General features: G+C 69.0%; 10 protein-coding genes and 4 pseudogenes. 11 read left to right on the top strand and 3 right to left on the bottom strand.

Features of this window, described 5'->3' with window-relative positions:
- The 3 genes from ACZ67T_RS44915 to ACZ67T_RS44905 form a co-directional block, all read left to right on the top strand.
- The coding region (locus ACZ67T_RS44915; RefSeq protein WP_469992688.1) for a transposase at positions 1 to 527 on the top strand (527 nt) is incomplete at its 5' end.
- 109 nt (positions 528 to 636) lie between these two features.
- Positions 637 to 2,193, top strand: coding sequence for an oxidoreductase (locus ACZ67T_RS44910; protein ID WP_469992686.1), 1,557 nt, complete (start codon positions 637 to 639; stop codon positions 2,191 to 2,193).
- A 270-nt stretch (positions 2,194 to 2,463) separates the two neighbouring features.
- The gene (locus tag ACZ67T_RS44905) at positions 2,464 to 3,885 is read left to right on the top strand and encodes a hypothetical protein (protein WP_469992685.1); all 1,422 of its coding nucleotides are present in this window, start codon (positions 2,464 to 2,466) and stop codon (positions 3,883 to 3,885) included.
- Positions 3,886 to 4,027: 142 nt separating this feature from the next.
- On the opposite strand, the gene ACZ67T_RS44900 is transcribed toward ACZ67T_RS44905, so the two are convergent.
- Complete coding sequence (locus ACZ67T_RS44900; protein WP_469992683.1) at positions 4,028 to 5,125, bottom strand: barstar family protein; 1,098 nt, start codon at positions 5,123 to 5,125, stop codon at positions 4,028 to 4,030.
- Between the two features lie 212 nt (positions 5,126 to 5,337).
- Positions 5,338 to 6,094, bottom strand: a pseudogene (locus ACZ67T_RS44895) (SDR family oxidoreductase).
- Positions 6,095 to 6,186: 92 nt separating this feature from the next.
- Here ACZ67T_RS44895 and ACZ67T_RS44890 point away from each other — a divergent pair.
- From ACZ67T_RS44890 to ACZ67T_RS44860, 7 genes and pseudogenes are all read left to right on the top strand, one after another.
- Positions 6,187 to 7,060: pseudogene (locus tag ACZ67T_RS44890) on the top strand (LysR family transcriptional regulator).
- A gap of 691 nt (positions 7,061 to 7,751) precedes the next feature.
- Positions 7,752 to 7,898, top strand: a pseudogene (locus ACZ67T_RS44885) (IS5/IS1182 family transposase); the annotation flags it as partial.
- Between the two features lie 64 nt (positions 7,899 to 7,962).
- The gene (locus ACZ67T_RS44880) at positions 7,963 to 12,648 is read left to right on the top strand and encodes a DUF6531 domain-containing protein (protein WP_469992681.1); all 4,686 of its coding nucleotides are present in this window, start codon (positions 7,963 to 7,965) and stop codon (positions 12,646 to 12,648) included.
- 47 nt (positions 12,649 to 12,695) lie between these two features.
- Positions 12,696 to 13,157, top strand: a complete 462-nt coding sequence (locus ACZ67T_RS44875; RefSeq protein WP_469992680.1) for a hypothetical protein — start codon at positions 12,696 to 12,698, stop codon at positions 13,155 to 13,157.
- A gap of 307 nt (positions 13,158 to 13,464) precedes the next feature.
- Positions 13,465 to 13,812 (top strand): integrase core domain-containing protein, encoded by a 348-nt coding sequence (locus ACZ67T_RS44870; RefSeq protein WP_469992678.1) that lies wholly within the window; start codon positions 13,465 to 13,467, stop codon positions 13,810 to 13,812.
- A gap of 68 nt (positions 13,813 to 13,880) precedes the next feature.
- On the top strand, positions 13,881 to 15,854 hold the full coding sequence (locus tag ACZ67T_RS44865; RefSeq protein ID WP_469992676.1) for a calcium-binding protein: 1,974 nt from the start codon (positions 13,881 to 13,883) through the stop codon (positions 15,852 to 15,854).
- 156 nt (positions 15,855 to 16,010) lie between these two features.
- Positions 16,011 to 16,547, top strand: a pseudogene (locus tag ACZ67T_RS44860) (IS200/IS605 family accessory protein TnpB-related protein); the annotation flags it as partial.
- An 18-nt stretch (positions 16,548 to 16,565) separates the two neighbouring features.
- Here the strand turns inward: ACZ67T_RS44860 and ACZ67T_RS44855 are convergent.
- The gene (locus tag ACZ67T_RS44855; protein ID WP_469992674.1) at positions 16,566 to 18,473 is read right to left on the bottom strand and encodes a serine/threonine-protein kinase; all 1,908 of its coding nucleotides are present in this window, start codon (positions 18,471 to 18,473) and stop codon (positions 16,566 to 16,568) included.
- A gap of 271 nt (positions 18,474 to 18,744) precedes the next feature.
- On the opposite strand from ACZ67T_RS44855, the gene ACZ67T_RS44850 reads away from it, so the two are divergent.
- Complete coding sequence (locus ACZ67T_RS44850) at positions 18,745 to 18,891, top strand: hypothetical protein (protein WP_469992672.1); 147 nt, start codon at positions 18,745 to 18,747, stop codon at positions 18,889 to 18,891.
- The last annotated feature ends 150 nt before the right edge of the window (positions 18,892 to 19,041 follow it).

Raw genomic sequence — 19,041 nt, 5'->3', positions numbered from 1 at the left:
GCCGCACCTACTCGCCCCGAGGGCGGACTCCGCTCCTGCGGCACCGCCTGAACTGGAAGCGCGCGTCGATGGCCGGCGCCTTGGGTTACCACGCCACCGACCCTGATCGCGGGGCCCGCCTGTGCTTCCACCTCAAACCTGGCAGCTACGACACCGCCGGACTCATCGAGGTCCTGGAGCAGATGAAGGTGTTCTACCGCGGCGAGCGAGTAGTTCTGGTCTGGGACGGCTTGTCCGCTCACTGGAGCCGGGCGATGAGGGCCTGGGGCGCCGAACAGGACTGGCTCACCCTGGAACGTCTACCCGCCTACGCTCCCCAGCTGAACCCGGTGGAACTGCTGTGGTCCTCGCTGAAGAAGCATGAACTCGCCAACTTCGCCGGCGACCACCTCGCCGATGTCGCCGACGCCACCGAGCGAGGCATTGACCGTATCAACACCAACCCCCGACTGCCATGGTCATTCCTCGCTCATACGGACCTGAGCATCCACCCACCACACGCACTGAACTTACGAAAAGATCAGTAAGCCAAATGAATCAGATATCGGATAACCAAACGCTCAAACACAGACTGCCTGCCCCACCGCTCCGCGGTCAGGCACGGCGAGCGCGAAGGGAGATCACTACTCTGCAGGAGTGCTCTCAAACGACGAATTGACCTCCCCGGAGCGGGAGTTGTGGGACGCGTTCCCCGAGGGACGCCACGTGGACCTGCGCACGGGATTGCCCGAGGAGGATCGTGTCGACGAGGGCAGGCAATGGGGCCCTGGTCGGAGCGTTCGGGCCGCCGTCATCAGGGCGCTCCTCCTGGGCGCGAACACCACACATTCGGGCGCCGTGGCATGCCTGAGGCTCGCCGGGGCACGGATATCCGGGCGCCTCAATCTGGCCGGCGCGCAGATCGCTCACGCCTTGTGGCTCGAGGACTGCTGGTTCGAGGAGTCTGTGGACCTTCTCGGAGCATCGACACAGACTGTCGTGATCTCCGGCAGCCACGTGCCGGGCATCGAAGCCGATTCAGCCCGCATCGAAGGAATCCTCGACCTGCGGCGCTCCGTGGTGAAGGGTCTCAGTTCCTCGCCTTTCAACCATGTCAACACCGCCCTGTCGCTGAGCGACGCCCGAGTGAGCGGCGGAGTCCTGCTCAACGGGGCCGAGATCAGCGCGCCAGGAGGATGGGCCTTAGCCGCCGGCGGGTTGGCCATGGAGGGAGGCGTCTTCTGCAACGGCGGGTTCGTGGCACGAGGCCAAGTACGGCTGCTGGGCGCGCAGTTGCCGGGAGGACTGTTTATGAGGGGCGCAAGCCTGGAGGGCGACTCCCCCGATGGAGTCGCCCTCATACTGGACAACGCTGTGGCCTCGACGATCGATCTCTCCGGCGGGTTCACCACGAACGGGACCGTACGGCTGCGGGGCGCTCGGATCTCGGACACTCTGAACTTTGAAGGAGCCATCCTCAATGGGCCGCCCGACGGCCGCGGTCCGTCGATGGCAGCCCCACTGATGCAGACCGTCGACTTCGACTTCACCCTCGCCCGCCGGCCGTCCGGCACCGTGGACCTGCGGGGCGCGCAGGTGTCCCAGCTCCACGACAGCGGGCACAGTTGGCCGGACGTGGTGAAGCTGGACGGCTTCGTCTACGGCTCCATCACGATGGACGAAGCAGACGAGCGGCACGAGGCAGCAGGGCAGCGGGACTCCGTCGCCGACCGCGTGGCATGGATACGACGCAGCCCGGGCTACAACCCCCAGCCCTACGAGCAGTTGGCGAGCTGGTACCGAAAGGCAGGCCACGATGACGACGCCCGCCGCGTACTCTTGGCCAAACAGCGCCATCGACGACGAACTCTCCACCCGGCCGCGCGCGCGTGGGGGCATCTACTCGACGCGACCGTCGGCTACGGATACCGCCCCTGGCTGGCCGGCGTCTGGATTCTCGCGTTGACCTTGCTCGGCACGTGGGCCTTCAGTGCTCACTCCCCCACGCAGGTCCAACAAGGCGAAGGGGCCCCGTTCCAGCCATTCGTCTACACCCTCGACCTCTTGATCCCCATTGGCGGCCTGGGTCAGCGCACGGCCTGGTACTGGTCGAACGATGGCCTCCAGTGGCTGGCCTACCTGCTGATCGCATGCGGCTGGGTGCTGACGACCGCCGTCATCGCGGGTGTCACCCGAACCGTGCAGAAGAATTAGCGGGCCACAGCTGAGTTCAGGCATCGCCGGCAGATGAGTGCGCAGCTTTGGGTGCGGAAGGCTTCGCGGATCTCCCAGCGGATCCGCAGGCGACGGACCAGTGCAGGCGGGCGAACGCGCGCGGCGCGCTACCTGTCACCATCGGCAGGCGAAGCAGCGGGCGATGTCACCGCCTCAGACGGCTACGCGGCCGCCCCTGCGTGCCCCGTCCGCCCCCGACGCGAACCCTGCACCCTACGATCACCAGGTACGACTGCTGGAGGGGCGGGAATGCTTGAGGACATCGAGGGCGGGACTGCGGCCGCGACGCGGCTCGCGGGAGGTGCGCCGCTTCATAGCACGCTTGATGTCGCCGACCCCGGTGACTGGCTCGCGCTGGATGCAGGAGTGCGGGAGGTGGCGTGGTACCGCCCGCAGTTCCTGCCGGAGTGGGAGCACTCCGCCCCAATGCCCGCCGACCTGACTCAGCTCGGCGAGTCTCGGCTCGCGCTCGCCCTCTGCCACCGCGATGGGCGGATCCGTCAGGAGGCGCTGTGCCAGTCGGTCCGATACCCCTCTCTGCTGCCGTTGGTCGTGATCCGCTGCACCGATTGGGTCGGCCCCGTGCGCGAGCACGCCCGGCAGCTGCTGCGCGAGGCCCTGACCGTGGACTGTGCCCTCGACCTTGCGCCGCTCATCCTCCGCGTCGGCCGCCGCGACAGAGGTGCCGTCGGCGTCGATGTGCTCGGCCAGATCCTGCGCCAGGCATCCCCCGGGCAGCTCGCTGTTCTCTTCGCTGCCCCCGACCGCATCGCCCGGCGGTTCGCGTACCGGCTGGCCATCGAGGGCCGACTGCTCCGTCCCGCTGAGCTGGCCCGCGCGGCCGCCCGAGACCAGGACACCGTGGTCCAGGACCTGTGTGCCACAGCAGCGCTCACGGCTCTGGGGGATGAGGATGCCTACGAGGGTGTGCTGCCTCCACTGCTGTCCGCACGCAGCCCGCGTACCCGTTCGGCCGGCGTCACCGCGCTGAGAAGGGCGGGGCGGTCAGAGCAGGCGGAGCCGTTTCTCAGCGACCGTTCCGCGCTCGTGCGTGCTTGCGCCCGGTATGTCGTACGACACCAGGGAGGTGACCCGGCGGCCTGGTACCGAGAGCGGTGCACGGCACCCGACGACCCCGAGTTGCCGCCCGGCGCGGTCATCGGGCTGGCCGAGTGCGGGAACCGCGCGGACGCAGCGCTGCTGCGGCCGCTGCTCGTGCACCCGGCGGCCGGGGTGCGGGCGCGAGCGGTGGCAGGGCTGCGGGCATTGGACTGCGTGGATGCGAAGCAGTTGTGGCCGCTCCTCGACGACCCTGCCGCCGGTGTCGTCCGCGAGACCTCCACCGCCCTGCTGCCCTCTGCCAAGGAACTGCCCGCCGACTGGCTATTGGAGCGCACCAGCTCCGAGCGGCCGCGGCACGTCCGCCTCGGTGCATTCCGGCTGCTCGACACACGCGGCGGCATCGTGGCGCTACGGGCGGCGGTCGGTCTGCTTGCGGACCCGGACATGAAACTGCGCACCTGGGCCGCGCAATCAGTGCAGCGCTGGCATCCGTCGCCGGACGGGCGGCGCGGCGACGCGGAGGTCGGGGAACTGCTAGACCGGAGCCGACACCTCTTCAGCGACTACGTACTGCTCCGCCGCAAGTGGGAAGCCGGAGTGGACGGCTGAGCCTTCACCGCGGTCCAAAACCCTGCTCAGCACTCGCCGTCCGTGGCCCTGGTGACAGCACGCCTGCCGTGGTGACAACTGTCGCGCTTTGGCGCACCGACCTGGCCGTTTGGCCGGGACCCCTTGGCCGGCGGAGCGGAGCTCATGCCAAGGTGACGTGCACTCCGCCCCCGGCCAACACGTCGAGAACGTCGGAGAACAGGTCGTAGGGCTGGCCGTCAGCTTCCAGGGTCTGGGACAGGTGCTCGCGTGCGGTCGCCGCGTTCCGCCAGAGCAAGGTGGCGGGGGCGGTGTAGCCGAACTTGCCGCCCAGGCAGTCGTCCAGGGCGGCCAGACCGCCGCCGAAATAGCCGCCCGGCCCGTTCACCGCCTCGCCGAGCGCCAGGTAGAGGCCCGCTTCATCAGTGATGTGGCGGCCGTCGAGTTCGTATGCGTGCCCGGCGGGCCGGTCATGGGGCGCGCGTCGGCAGGCTCGCTCCCGTGCGAGTCCGAGCCAGGCCCCGCGAAGTCGGTTGTCGAGGCTGTTCCAGGTGCCCAGGGTGTCCGGCGGCCCGGCGAGCCATCGCTCCCAGACGGGCCGGGCGTATTCGGGGACGGGCGTGAACAGCTCTCCGTCGAGCTCCAGGTCGATCAGATCCGTCCCGTAGGAGGAGAGGCGCCAGCCGCTGACTCGGGTCCACAGCAGGCGTTGGGTGAGCGGCTCGCCCTGGTCGTCTCGTATCTCGAGGGCGGCTTCCTCCAGGTCCAGCGCCCGCCGGGTGCCCTTCATCAGCGCCGCCCGCAGCTGATCACCCGGAGCAAGTCCTCGCAGGACGAGCGGGGGCGCCGCCTGCTCGTGCGGCAGGACGCGGGCGAACTCCTGGCACGAGCCCAGCCACCGGTGCCCGTCGTGCACGCGGACAGGACCCGTGTGCCCCTCCGACGGACCTTCGTAGTCGTCCAGACCGGTGAGCACGAGACTGTCTGCCCCGGCGAACTGCCCCAGGCTCTCCGCGTCCTCCAGCAGCCAGGGCCCGAGTGCCTCGTCGTCCGGCACCAGCCGGACCCGGCTGCCGACCCAGCCACGCACCTCAGCTCGGTCCGGTACCCAGCCGAGCATTTCGTACGTCCCACGCCGGGGGTTTCCGAACAGACCCTCCGCCTCGACGCAGACGCCCCAGGCGTGGCCGTGATCTGTCTCGGTCAGCGTGTACCGCATGCGCCCGCGACGGTCCTCGTCCTCATACACGGCGGGAATCATGCCCCGACCACGCCCCGACGCCAAAGCCCGGCTTTCCCGCCGGGCACACAGGCACGGGTCGCTGCTGGCCGGCGGCACTTGTCCGGTGTCCTGTCGCGTTGGGCTTGTCCGTGGATCTTGTGTTGAGCTGAGGGGTTGCCAGGTTCGATGAGAACGCTCGGCCCAAGATTCTGAGTGCGTCTGGTTTCTGCGGAAACCACGGCGGTTCGTGATCACCAGGGGACGACTCCGTCGTCCTCGAAGAAGGATCCGGTCGGGCCGCCGTCGGGGAGGGTGGCGAGCCGGATCGGGGTGGCTGCGCCCTGCGCGGGGGTGCGGGATCCGTGGAAGCCTGTGAAGTCGGTCGCGACCAGGCCCGGGCAGGCGGCGTTGATGAGGATGTGGGTCCCGGCGAACTGTCGGGCGTACTGCAGGGTGAGGGCGTTGAGGAAGGACTTCGACGGTGCGTAGGCCGCCATGACGGGGCCGATCTCGGTGTCCGGGTCCGCCTGTCGGGTCAGGGAACCGACGCTGCTGGAGACGTTGACGATGCGTGGGGAAGCGGAGCGCCGCAGCAGGGGCAGTATCGCGTTGGTGACCCGGACGACGCCCATGACGTTGGTGTCCACGACGGTGCGGAGCACCTCCAGGTCGAGCGTGGTCGGCTCCTGTAGCCATCCGGGGCCCATGTCGCCCGGGATGCCGGCGTTGTTGACCAGGGCGTCCAGGCGTCCGGCCAGTCGTTCGACCAGTTCCGCGGCGGCGGTGACGCTGCGGTCGTCGGTCACGTCCAGTGGTACCCCGAACGCGTCCACGCCGGCGGCGCGCAGTTCGCCCACGGCGGTTTCGCGTCGGGTCGCGTCGGGTCGCGTCGCGGGCTCCTACACCGACGCGGTAGCCGAGGCGGCCCAGTCCGGCCGCGATCTCGTAGCCGATGCCCTTGTTCCCGCCGGTCACCAGCGCGGTGGTCGTTTCGCTCGTGCAGATGATGTTGGCCCGTGGCCGGGTGGTGCGGCCAACACCGGTACGGTGCCCTGTCATATCCGGCGGGTATCACTGCGTATGCTGCGGCCGTGGACACCCTGGAGACCCGCGAGTTGAGGTACTTCGTGGCTGTGGCCGAGGAGTTGAACTTCGGGCGCGCCGCCGAGCGTCTCGGCATGGCCCAGCCGCCGCTGTCGCGGGCGATCCAGCAGCTCGAACGGCGCCTGGGGGTCTGTCTGCTGGAGCGCAACCGCCGTGGTGTCCGCCTGACCGGTGCCGGGGAGGTACTGCTGCAGGAGGGCCGGGCGGCTCTCGACGCGACCGCTGCCGCCGTCCGCCGCACCCGGCGCGCCGGGGGTGCCGACAGTCCTGGCGGCCCGTGCGGTCGGCTGGTCCTCGCGGTGAAGGCCGCCGCGTCCCACGAACTGCTGCGGAAGCTTCTCGACGCCTACGCGGACGAGCCCGACAGTGCCGAGGTCGAGGTGCTGCCGTGCGGCATTCGCGAGCAGGAAGAGCTGCTACGCGACGGACGCGCCGATGTCGCGCTCATGCACACGCCGTGGAACTCCCTCACCGGGTTCGACAGCGAGGCACTGGCGGCCGAGGGGCAGGTCGCCGTCCTGCCTTGCCGGGCACCCCCTCGCCGCCCGCGAGACCTTGTCCCTGGCCGAAGTCAGGGACGTCCCCGATCTGCCGCTCGCCCGCTGGCCCACCCGCGGCACCTACGCACCCGGCCCCGCGATCCACAACCAGACACAACTGGCCCAGCTGATCGCCCTCGGACGCACCGTGGCGGTCGTCCCCGACTCCGCCCGCTCCTGGCTGTGGGCAGAGCACGCGGCCGTTCCCTTGACCGACGCGCCTTCCGTCGTGACCCACATCGCCTGGCCCGCGCACAGCCGCTCTCTCGCCCTGGCCGTCTTGGTCGGGACGGCCGCACGGCTATGGCCAGGCCAGAACACGGAACAGTGAGAATCCGACGACACGGATGAGATCCGGTAAGAATTCGTCAGCTTCGGCGCGACCGACACCCGGTGTCGGTCGGCACACAGCGTTACGGGACGAAGATCCGCCAACTACTGAAGTTGATTGGGTGATGTCGGCACCGTTCGACTGACGGCGGCCGCTCGGCTCCGGTAGCTCTGGACCGTGAGATACGCGCGGGGCAGCGGGTTGACCGACGCTGGGAGGGCCGTGCGGGAACGGCTCCGGCGCTGGCCCCCCCTATCCGCACGCCTAAAACAGGCCCAGGAAGAACCAGGGCCCCGTCGGACCGAGATGTCGTAGCGCAGGCAGCCCGCAGCCTTCCATGTCCGGCAGGACCGGCTGCCAGGAGCGAGACGCGATTGTGTTACATGGCACGCCGAGCGTTGCTCTCGTTCAACCCATCACTGGATTCATAGAAGTCCATCTCGGCCGGCCTCCTGAGGCAGTTGACCAACTGTCAAGGACCAAAGGGCCATCTCTTCTGCACGAACCGCTGTCAGGCCGATGGGCAGGCGGATGCTGGCCGAGTTGGGTCTCTGGCTCATCTTCTGTGGTGGTGGCTCACCGCCTGTGACGGCGGTCGTGTGTACAGGTGGTAACTCACCAGCCGTGGGACGGCAGTTCACCGAAACCGTGGCGTCTCGGAACGGGTCCTCGATTGTGGGCGCGCACCATGCAGGTCCGTGCCCGTGTCGAGCATGTCTACGCCTGGATGAAGATCTGGAAGATCTCGCGCGACTGCCGTCTCAAGGGCGACGGCGTTCACCACACCATGCTCGGCATCGCTCGACTGCATCTCGCAGCCGCCGCTGCAGTCCACTAGGGTTCTTGATCGCACGCTCAGCAACTTTGCAGGCAAGGCGTGGGGCACGGGGAGAGGTACGGGGATGGGTTACACGATTCCGGGCTGGCTGGACGAAATTCTGGACTTCATCGGGATCAATTTCCCGAACGTCGACGAGGACGACTACCGCGACATGGCGGACGCCATGCGGGAGTTCGCGGAGAAGTTCGAGGGCCACGGCGGCGACGCGCACAAGGCGTTCTCCCGAATCCTGTCCTCCTCCGAGGGCTGGGCCGTCGACTCCATGGAGAAGCACTGGAACACGATCAAGGCCAGTCACCTGGAGAAGCTCCCCGAGCTGGCCCGGCTGTTCGCGGACGCCTGCGACGTCCTCGCCGAGATCATCGAGTGGATGAAGCACAAGGCGGAGGCCGAACTAGCCATCATGGCAGGTTCGGTGGGCCTGTCCATCGGCCTCGCCTGGGTGACCGGCGGTCTGTCGGCGATTCTCGGTGCGGCCGAGATCCAGGCGATGCGGCAGGTGGTCAAGCGGATCATCGACGAAGCAGTGGACCGAATAGTCGACGAGGTGCTCGCGAAGCTCACCGAGCCGGTCAATGCGAAGCTGGAGGCGATGGTCGAGGACATGGTCCTGGACCTGGCCGACGGCGCGTTCCACATGCCGCCGGCCAAGGGTGGCGCCGGCGGCGGGCACGGTGGCAAGGGCGGAATGCATCTTGACTCGGCCGGCGAGGCCGGCGCCGGCCCGGGTAAGGCGACCCGTATCGATCACGGCGAGTTCGAGGACGGCGCGGGGAAGGTCTCCCGGCACGGCAGCGACATGCATACGGCCGCCTCAGACCCACTGGGCCGGGCCCGGGGCGCGTTCGGCCGCAGCAAGGGCCGCGACCCGTTCACGAAGGCCTTCGACAGCGTGCTGCACGGCGCCCTCAAGGGCTCCGAGAAGGCCTTGCAGAAGATCAGCAAGCACATCACCGAGACCGTGCCCGAGCGGGTCAAGGGCGCCTCCCGCACCCACAAGGGCAAGGACCACGACGTCCGCGACAAGATCAATGCCATCACAGGAGGCAAGAAGGACGGTGACGGCAAGGGCGGTGCACGCACCCGGATCAACGACTTCGTCAAACGACTGCCCGACTCCACGAAGGACGCCTGGGGCAGCGCCCGCGACAAGGCCATCGCCCTCGGGCAGCGCCGCTGCAAGACCGACCCGGTGGACGTCGCCAGCGGTGAGATGGTGCTGAACCAGACGGACCTGACGCTGCCGGGCGTCCTGCCCCTGGTGCTGGAGCGCACCCACATATCCGGGTACCACTACGGCCACTCCTTCGGGCCGAGCTGGGCCTCGACGCTGGACGAGCGGCTCGAACTGTCCGGCAGCGGCGCGGTCTGGGCCCGGCCCGACGGCTCGCTCCTCGCGTACCCCCGACTGCCGCGCGAGGAGGGCGAGGAGGTGCTGCCGCTCGAGGGCGAGCGGATCCCCCTCACGTACGCCGGACAGTCGGCCCCCGGCGACATCACCTACGTCACGGCCGACGTCCGCTCGGGCCTCACCCGGCGCTTCGTCGGCAACCCGTACTCCTCGGGCAGCCTGTACTGGCTGAGCGACATCGAGGACCGCAACGGCAACGGCGTCCAGTTCCTGCGCGACGCGCAGGGCCTGCCCTCAACGGTGCTGCACGAGGGCGGATACCGGGTGCGCGTCACCCGTGACCCGGAGCTCGGCCGGGTCACGGCCCTCGACGTCGAGACGCCCGAGGGCCAGGTCCGCGTCACCTCGTTCGGCTACGACGAGCACCACCGGCTGTCCGGGGTGTCGGGTGCGCGCGACGTGCCCCTGCGGTTCACGTACGACGACGAGAACCGTGTGACGTCCTGGACCGACCGGAACGACCACACCTACGGCTATGTTTACGACGCCGCGGGCCGCGTCGTGGAGACGGTAGGTCCCGACGGCGCGCTGTCGTCGCGCTTCGAGTACGACACCGCGGCCCGCGAGACCCGTTTCACGGACTCGGCCGGCGCGGTCACCGTCACCCGCCTCAACCCGCTCGGCCAGACGGTCAGCGAGACCGACCCGCTCGGCAGCACGGTGCACTTCGAGTGGGACCGGTACGACAACCTGCTGGCCCGCACGGACGAGCTGGGGCACACGTCCCGCTTCACGTACGACGAGTCCGGCAATCTGCGCACGATCGCGTACCCGGACGGGCGCCACGCTTCGACCACGTACAACGCCCTGCACCTGCCGGAGGCGATCACCGGGCCGGACGGCTCGGTGTGGCGGCAGCGCTTCGACGACCGCGGGAACCGCACCGCGATGATCGCGCCCGACGGCACCTCGACGACGTTCACGTACGACGCGTCGGGCGCGCTCGCCACCGCCACGTTCCCGAACGGCGCGACGGAGACCCGCACCAACGACCAGGCGGGCCTGGTCCTCTCGGTCTCCGACGGGCACGGCGCCACCTATGCCGTGCGGCGCGACCCCTGCGGACGACCGCTGGAGAGCACAGACCCGGCGGGCTCCGTCACCCGCATGGAGTGGACCGCCGACGGCTGGCTCACCCGGCGCACCGCGGCCGACGGCACGAGCGAGCGGTGGACGTACGACGAGGAGGGCAACTGCCTCACCCACATCGGTCCCACCGGTGCCGTCACCCGCTTCGAGTACACGTGGTTCGACCTCCTGGCCGCCCGCACGGGCCGGGACGGGGCGCGGTACGAGTTCGCGTACGACACCGAACTCCGGCTCACCGGGGTGACCGACCCGCAGGGCAGGACGTGGAGTTACCGGTACGGGCCCTCGGGTCTGACCGAGTCCCAGACCGACTTCGACGGCCGCACGACGACGTACGAGTACGACGTGGCGAGCCGCCTCGTGGCCCGGACGACCCCGCTCGGGCAGCGCGTCGCCTTCACGTTCGACGCGGTGGGCAACGTGCTCGAGAAGGACGCCGCCGGCGTGCTCACCCGCTACACCTACGACGCCGCCGACCAGCTGATCGGCGCCACATCGCCGACCTCGTCGCTGTCCCTGGAGCGCGACGTCATGGGTCGGCTGCTCACCGAGACGGTCGACGGCCACAGCATGCGCTTCGGCTACGACGCGCACGGCGAACTGGTCTCGCGCACCACCCCCACCGGTGCCGTCACGTCGTACCGCTACGACACCGCGGGCAACCGGACCCGGGTGGATCTCGCCGGTCATCCGCTGGACTTCACCCACGACGTCTTGGGCCGCGAGACCGCCCGCACGCTGGGCCCCGCGGACGCGCCGGTCACGCTCGCCTCCCGGTGGGACGCGCTCGGCCGGCTGGCGGCCCGGTCGCTGAGCACGGCCCGCGGCCCCCTGCGCGACCGCTCCTACGGCTACCGCGCCGACGGATTCCTGACGCGGGTCACGGAGCGGCACGACGGAACGGATCAGCTGTTCGAGCTCGACCCGGTGGGGCGTCCGGTCGGCGTCACCGCGGGCGACTGGGCGGAGCGCTACGCCTACGACGACGCCGGGAATCAGACCGACGCCCACTGGCCCGACGCCGCCCGGTCCACCGGGAGCCGCGGTGAGCGCGCCTACGAGGGCACCCGGCTGCTCGGTGCGGACGGGCTGCGCTACGAGTACGACGACGCCGGACGGGTCGTCCTGCGCCAGAAGCGACGGCTGTCGCGCAAGCCCGACACCTGGCGTTACGCCTGGGACGCGGAGGACCGTCTCGTCTCGTGCACGACGCCCGACGGCACCGAGTGGCGCTACACCTACGACGCCGTGGGCCGCCGCACGGCCAAGCACCGCATGGCGGCGGACGGAGGCGGCGTGGTGGCCACGGTCCGCTTCGCCTGGGAGGGCACCCAGCTGGCCGAGGAGACCGACTCGACCACCGGAGTGACCCTGACCTGGGAGTACGAGGGCCTGCAGCCGATGTCGCAGCTGGAGCGGCGGATTCCCGCCGACGCCGCACAGCACGAGGTGGACAGCCGGTTCTTCGCCATCGTCACCGATGTCATCGGCACCCCGACGGAACTCGTCGGCGAGCAGGGCGACATCGCCTGGTACAAGCGGTCCACGATCTGGGGCATCACCACGCGCAACCGCGACGCCCAGGCACACACACCGTTGCGCTTCCCCGGCCAGTACGCGGATCCGGAGACGGGCCTGCACTACAACCTGAACCGGCACTACGACCCCGAGACGGCCCGCTACGTGTCGGCCGACCCGCTCGGCCTGGTGCCCGCGCCCAACCCGGCCGCGTACGTCGTCAATCCCTTTACGTTCATGGACCCCGAGGGCCTGGTCGCGAAGGGCTGCACGCAGGAGAGCGGCTGGTACGGCGGCCTGCTGCCGGCCAACACGAAGAACGACGGGTCGAAGTACCCGCAGCCGATGGAGGTCAACCACATCCCGGCCAAGTCGGCGTACAAGGACGTCATCGAGCCCGGTTTCTACATCGCGAACAAACCGCACAAGAAGCAGAAGGTCAACAACGGCCCGGCCATCCGCATGCAGCGCGACCACCACGAGCAGCTGTACAGCACCGGGTACTCACTGCAGTCGCAGGCATGGCAGCAGTACCAGCGCGAGCTGATCAACTCGGGGCGGATCACCGAGGCCATGCGCATGGACATCGACGACATCAAGCGGCGCTTCCCCGGCACCTACGATCAGCACATCAAGGACATGGTCGCCAGCCTGGATGACAACAAGCCCCTCCAGGACATGCTCAAGACGCGAGGATGGAAAATCGACAAGGCCGCTCTTCTCGCATGAGGTCCGCGGCACGTCACTAGGACATCGAGAAAGGCGAAGGACGGAACATGGAACTGGAACTGCTGCCACTGGTCGGTGTCGGGCCGCTACGGCTCGGCATGTCGGCGCAGGAGGCGCGCGACGCGGTCCAGGCGTGGGGACTGCTGCGGGTCGCCTCCAGTGATCCGGAGCCGGGGCAGATCCTGCTCAAGCACGACGCGTCCGGCCTGAACGTGATGCTCGGCTTCACCAAGGGCGCGCTGAGCGGCGTGGAGCTGTTCCGGTTCCTCGACGAGGACGCCGACGTGCGAGTGCTCCTCGACGGTCTCGACGTCTTCCGCACCCCGAGTGTGGACCTCTTCGAGCTGTTCGCGGAGCGGGGCCACGAGATCACCGAGAACGACCTCGGTTTCGACGAGCTGCCGGAGCTGAAGGTCGCCCTCGCCAACCAGAGCAGCTACGAGTACCCGGTGGACGAGGACGGGGACCCTCTCTACTACGACTACGTGCGCCTCGCGGACCAGATCTGACGCACGGTGAACCCACGGCAGAGCCGCGCTCGGCGCAAGCGCCGCGAGCCCCGAGCGCGGCGTCCGTGCGCCGGTGGTCTCCTGCGGCGGGTGCTGCGGAAAAACTCCACCCGGACTGGGTGCCAACGACAACCCGGGGCACAATCGGTCTGCCAACGGCCCGACTTCGGTGCCGGCGCAGCAGCGAGGCGATCGTGCGATTCCGCCCGACGACCTGCAGTGCCAGCTTCCGTAGTTGTTGCAACGACCGGTTGAATCCGACGAATACCAGTCCCGGCGCTTCAGCCGGGCCTGCCGCCGACTCGGCGTGACCCAGTCCATGGGCCGTGTCGGCTCATGTTTCGACAACGCCGTCAGCGAGGCGTTCAACAGTGCGCTCAAGGTCGAGTACGTCCACCGGCACACCTTCACCACCCGCACCGAGGCCCGGCTGAAGATCGCCACCTGGATCACCGGCTTCTACAACACCCACCGGTTACACAGCGTGTGCGGATACCGGAGCCCGATCGACTACGAACGAGACCATCAGGCCGACCCCACGGTGGAGTTGTGGTATCTCACCCGCGGGGGTGGATTCCGGCGGCCGGTGAGCGCAACGCGGCCCAGCGACGGACGGAATGTTGTGTGTCCGACGCAAAGCTGCGGCCCATGCTGACCTCTCATCTGCGACCGGCGTTGTGCCGATACTGGGGAAGACGCCGCCGGTCACGGGCGGCCCGGGCCGTGGTCGTGGCGGCCACCGGTCTGGCACTCGTCCTGGCCTTGCCCGGCACCGCGGCTGCTGCCCCGGGCGCCCTCGATCCCACCTTCAGCGGCGACGGCACGGTGCTCACCAGCTTCGCCGACGACGATCACGCCAACGACGTGGCGGTGCAGTCCGACGGCAAGATCGTCTCTGTCGGCGCTTCCGCCGACTATTCGGCATTGGAGAGCGACTTCGCGCTGACCCGTCACAACGCCGACGGCACCCCGGACACCAGTTTCGGTGGCGACGGAACCGTGACGACCGCCATCAACAACATGAACCCAGACTTCCAGTGGAGCGAGGCCAACGCCGTGGCGCTGCAGCCCGACGGCAAGATCGTCGCGGTGGGCAGCAGCTGGCGAGGGTACGAGAACTGCTGCTGGTTCACGGTGGCTCGCTACAACACCAATGGCACCCTGGACACGAGTTTCGGCGGCGGTGACGGCAGGGTGTTCACCGACTTCGGCAGCCCGGACGAGGCCCGGGACGTGGCGGTGCAGCCCGACGGCAAGATCGTCGCCCTCGGCACTGGCGGTGGCGATGCCGCACTGGCCCGCTACAACGCCGATGGCACCCCGGACACGAGTTTCGGCGGAGGCGACGGCAAGGTGACCACCGACCCGGCGCCCGAGTCGCCGGAAGAGGGCGGCGATGCGCGCGCCCTGGCCCTGCAGCCCGACGGAAAGATCGTTGCCGGGGGCCAGGTCGGGACGACCCGCTTCGACTTCGTCCTCCTCCGTTACAACGCGAACGGCACCTTGGACACGAGCTTCAGCGGCGACGGCATCGAGCGCACCGATTTCGGTGACTACGAGTCCGTGGAAGGCCTCGCGGTCCAACCCGACGGCAGAATCATTGCGGCCGGGGGAAGCAGCGGAAGGTTCGCGCTGGCCCGCTACAACGTCAACGGCAGCTTGGACACCACCTTCGGCAACGCCGGCCGGGTCCTCACCTCCGGTGGCGGCGGAGCCCAGGATGTCGTGCTGCAGCCCGACGGGAGGATCGTCGTCGCCGGCAACAACGGGCCCGGCGGCGACTTCGCGGTCCTGCGGTACAACACCAACGGCAGCCTGGACAGTGGCTTTGGCACCGGCGGCCTGGTGGCCACCGACCTCGGCGGCAGCGATCAGGCTCGCGGCGTGGCGCTCCAGCCCGACGGCAAGATCGTTGCCGCCGGTCAGGGCGGCCCGAACACCGACTTCGCCCTGGCCCGCTACGAGGGGGGCCCCGGCACACCGCCGCCGCCCTCCGGCGTGGACCTGTCGGTCACCAAGGCCGGCACCGCCACAGTCAGCATCGGCGACCGCGCCACCTACACCGTGACCGTCAACAACAGCACCACCACCTCCGCCACCGGCGTCTCCCTCTCCGACACGCTCACCGGACCCGCCGCGTCGGTGGTCTCGGCCACCTCGAGCCAGGGCACCTGCACCACCACCGCGACGAGCGTCAGCTGCTCCCTGGGCACCCTCGCCCCCGACGCCCACCCCAAGGTGACGGTCGTGGTCGAGCCCCGCGCCTCCGGCACCCTCACCAACAAGGCCACGGTCACCGCCACCCAGAGCGACCCGAACCCCGGCAACAACACCGCCACCGCGACCACCACCGTGAACAACAGCCGCGGCTGCACGATCATCGGCACCAGCGGCAACGACACACTCAGCGGCAACTTCGGCAACGACGTGATCTGCGCCCTCGGAGGCGACGACAGCGTCAACGCAAGCTACGGCAACGACACCGTGTACGGCGGCTACGGCAATGACCGTCTCGACGGCGGCTACGGCAACGACACCCTGAACGGCGGGCCCGGCAACGACAACCTGATCGGCAATTACGGCACCGACAACCTCAACACCGTCGACAACATCTCCGGCAACGACACCGCCAACGGCGGCTTCAACACGGACACCTGCACGACGGACACGGGCGACACCCGGATCAGCTGCCCCTGACCACCACGAGGGGCTCCCCGGCGAAGGCCGTCACCAGCACTGGTGACGGCCTTCTGCGCAGGCAGCGGGCTGGGCGGCGCACCACTGCGCACCAGCCTGCGGCGATCAAGGATCGTCGACCTCCTTCAACCACCTGTCGGGACCACTGGCGTGCAGACCATCGCGATCGAAGATCTCGACTTCACCGACTCCAAGACCCGAGAGAAGCACGGCCGGAAGAAGAAGTTCCGACAGCTCATCTCCGGTATCCCCACCGGAAAACTCCGCGCACGCCTGTTGTCGATGTGCGCGGAAGCCGGTATCAGTGTGATTGCTGTCGATCCCGCCTACACCTCGATGTGGGGCGCGGAGCACTGGCAGAAACCGCCGACCACCAAGCGGCGCCCCGCGACACGGCACTACGCCGCATCGGTGGCGATCGGACGACGTTCCCTCGGTCACCGGATCAGACGACGGACGGCACCGCCCCCACACCACCAGAGCGATGGTGTGGGGCATCGGACCGTCCAGGCCCGACCCAGCGGCCGAGGGCGCGAGGGAAACCGCCCCCGAGCACCCGGACCACGGACACGATCCGATGGCGCTGGACACGGAGCGAACGCGGTGGACCAGAACGCCCAAGACCGTTCGGGCGTTCGGCTGAGTACGTGCAACCCATGCTCAGTCTTTAGGAACGGTCTCCGTTACCTCTGACACCCCACACGATCCAGGTCAGGCGGTCGCAGTGCGCACCAACATGATCGAGAAGGCCTCCGACCGGTAGTAGGCGCGGAGTTCCCGTTGCGGAAGTACGCGGCCCAGCCCCGCAGGACCTGAGGTGCCCCCGACATGTTGGTCTGCGGCATCTCGAAGACCGGTCGTGCTCTGGAGCGCTGCCGGGACTACGGAAGGCGCCACATCTGGCTCTTGTCCCCTGTCCGGCAGGCGTCGGTGATCACTTGGTGGTTCGCTCCGACGTCGGTGAGACAGCTGTCGTTCGCGATCGGCTTGAGGTAATAGGCCCCGCCGCCTGCGTCCACCAGGTCCCAGGACTGGCCGATCGAGTGTTCGCTGCTGAGGACGCCGACGGAGTGCGGGGTAGCCCGCTGGTCCTCGAGGCTGAAGCCGTCGGCGGAGCAGGTGGTGATGCCGGTGGAGCCACCCGGGGTACCCGCCCACCCGCACCACCCATCCGTTGCGGGTATTGCCTCCGGTGACCACCACGCCACCGGCTTGGGGCTGGTCGGCCGCAACCCCCAGCGCGCGCCCGCTGCCGACGCTGGTGATCGCACCCCATCGGTCTCCCCCGCAGCCCTGGGGGCGGCCGGTCCCCTTCTCCTCCGCCGGCTCTGCGGTCGGCGTGCTGCTCTGCTCGGCCTGTTCGTCCTGGCCGTCGCCCTTCGCTGCGGGATCACCCGCCACCTGGGACGCCTGCGTGGACGTGTCCGGGGCGCTGGCGGAGGGCTGGGCCGACGCGTGCGGCGAGGCGGTCCCCGGCGTCACATCGGCCGACACCGAAGGCGGTGCTCCGGTCCCCTTGTCCTGTGATGTGCCCGATCCCGGGACATTGGTGAAGTAGACAGCGGCTCCGGCCGAGACGACGACGATCGGCACGACGGCCAGCAACGTACGGCGGCGTACAGGCAGCCGACGGGCGTGGCCTTCGGCGTCTGCCCCGTCTCGCGGCAGCGGCCGCGTCGGAGACGGCGGCGCGGCGGACGGGTCGCTTTGGCCAGCCGCCGCGCGGCGCGCGGCGGCGGCCATCGCTGCGGCGTTCGCATGGCGCTCCCCCGGATCCTTGGCGAGGGCGCGGGTGACCAGGGCGCGAACCGGATCGGGGAACGAGGCGGACAGCTCGGGAACCGGTTCCTGGATGTGCTTGAGTGCGACCTCGACCACCGATCGGCCAGTGAACGGCGGTTCCCCGGTGAGGAGTTCGTAACAGAGCACGCCCATCGAGTAGAGGTCCGACGCGGGGAGCGTGCCGGCCCCTTCCGCCTGTTCGGGAGCCATGTACAAGGGGGTACCGTGCACTTGGTTACCGCTCGTCAGCCCAGTGCCCGCCGACCCGCTCGCGATGCCGAAATCGGTGACGGCGATCCGGCCGTCGGCGCGGAGCATCAGATTGGACGGTTTCACGTCCCGGTGCACGATCTTGCCCCGGTGGGCCACGTGGAGGGCCTCCAGCGCCTGCGCGACGATCTCCAGTGTCTCCCCGACCGGCAGGACTCCGCGATCGGCCAGCACCTCGGCGACCGTACGTCCACCGACGAGTTCCATCACGATGTACGCGAACGGGACACCCGAGTCGGCGTCCGACGCCTCGCCGTAGTCATGGACGCCGACGATCCCGGGATGGTCGAGCGCTGCGAGGATCTTGGCCTCCCGCCGGAACCGTGCTGTGAACGACGCGTCCTCCACGTGCTGCGGCAGGAGAATCTTGATCGCTACATCCCGATCGAGCACCCCGTCCTCGGCCCGCCAGACCTCCCCCATCGCCCCGCTCCCCAGCCGCTCACCGAGCGCATAGCGCTCGCCCAGGACCGTTCCACGTCTCCACATTGCGAATGCCTCACGACATGAACGGGCCAATGCACCTTGGCTTGAGCGGATATGACGGATCGACAGCTGAAGCGGCAAGGTTTCTATCCGGCCCCCGGCCCCCGAACCCCGCACCCCTCGCCCCGCACTTCGCCCACTCAGTGCGGGGACCGTCAGGCGCTCCCCCGGTCAGCAAGTCAGGCCAACGCGATGACAAACCAGCAGCTGGATAAGCGCCGAACACCGGCAACCCAAAACTCCCGCTGCAGGGCACCACACGTTCAGGCCACTTCCGGCAGCGGCGGGCACATCAGACGGCGCTGGGCAGGGGGCATCGCCGACCCTCCCTTGCGACGTTAGGCATTCCGTCGTGCGGCACCGGAAAGCAGCGCCCAGTGGAAGGCCCCGCATTTCGCCGTACCTGACCGAGCACATCAACCGGTTCGGCGAGTACTCCACGCACGAGCTCGGCATTCAGCCCGAGGCGTACGACCCGAAGCAAGGCATGGCCGAGTAGCAGAACCGGCCCGTCTACCCGGTGGTCTTCATCGACGCGATCCACGTGAAGATCCGGGTTCTGTCGACGATCTTGTGATGCGGATGCTTCAGCGGGTCGTGCCAGTTGTTCGCGATCATGCATCGCGTGCTCTCGTGATGTGGTCTTGGA

The sequence above is a fragment of the Streptomyces sp. NPDC107517 genome (assembly GCF_055582645.1).
The sequence above is the reverse complement of the archived record's forward strand: the minus strand, read 5'-3'. Positions and strand labels throughout refer to the sequence as shown.

What these genes read in the sequence shown, in the direction of transcription:
- ACZ67T_RS44905 (WP_469992685.1), top strand. Translation starts at nt 2,464, where the DNA reads ATGCTTGAGGACATCGAGGGCGGGACTGCGGCCGCGACGCGGCTCGCG.
- ACZ67T_RS44875 (WP_469992680.1), top strand. Translation starts at nt 12,696, where the DNA reads ATGGAACTGGAACTGCTGCCACTGGTCGGTGTCGGGCCGCTACGGCTC.
- ACZ67T_RS44880 (WP_469992681.1), top strand. Translation starts at nt 7,963, where the DNA reads ATGGGTTACACGATTCCGGGCTGGCTGGACGAAATTCTGGACTTCATC.
- ACZ67T_RS44900 (WP_469992683.1), bottom strand. Translation starts at nt 5,125, where the DNA reads ATGATTCCCGCCGTGTATGAGGACGAGGACCGTCGCGGGCGCATGCGG.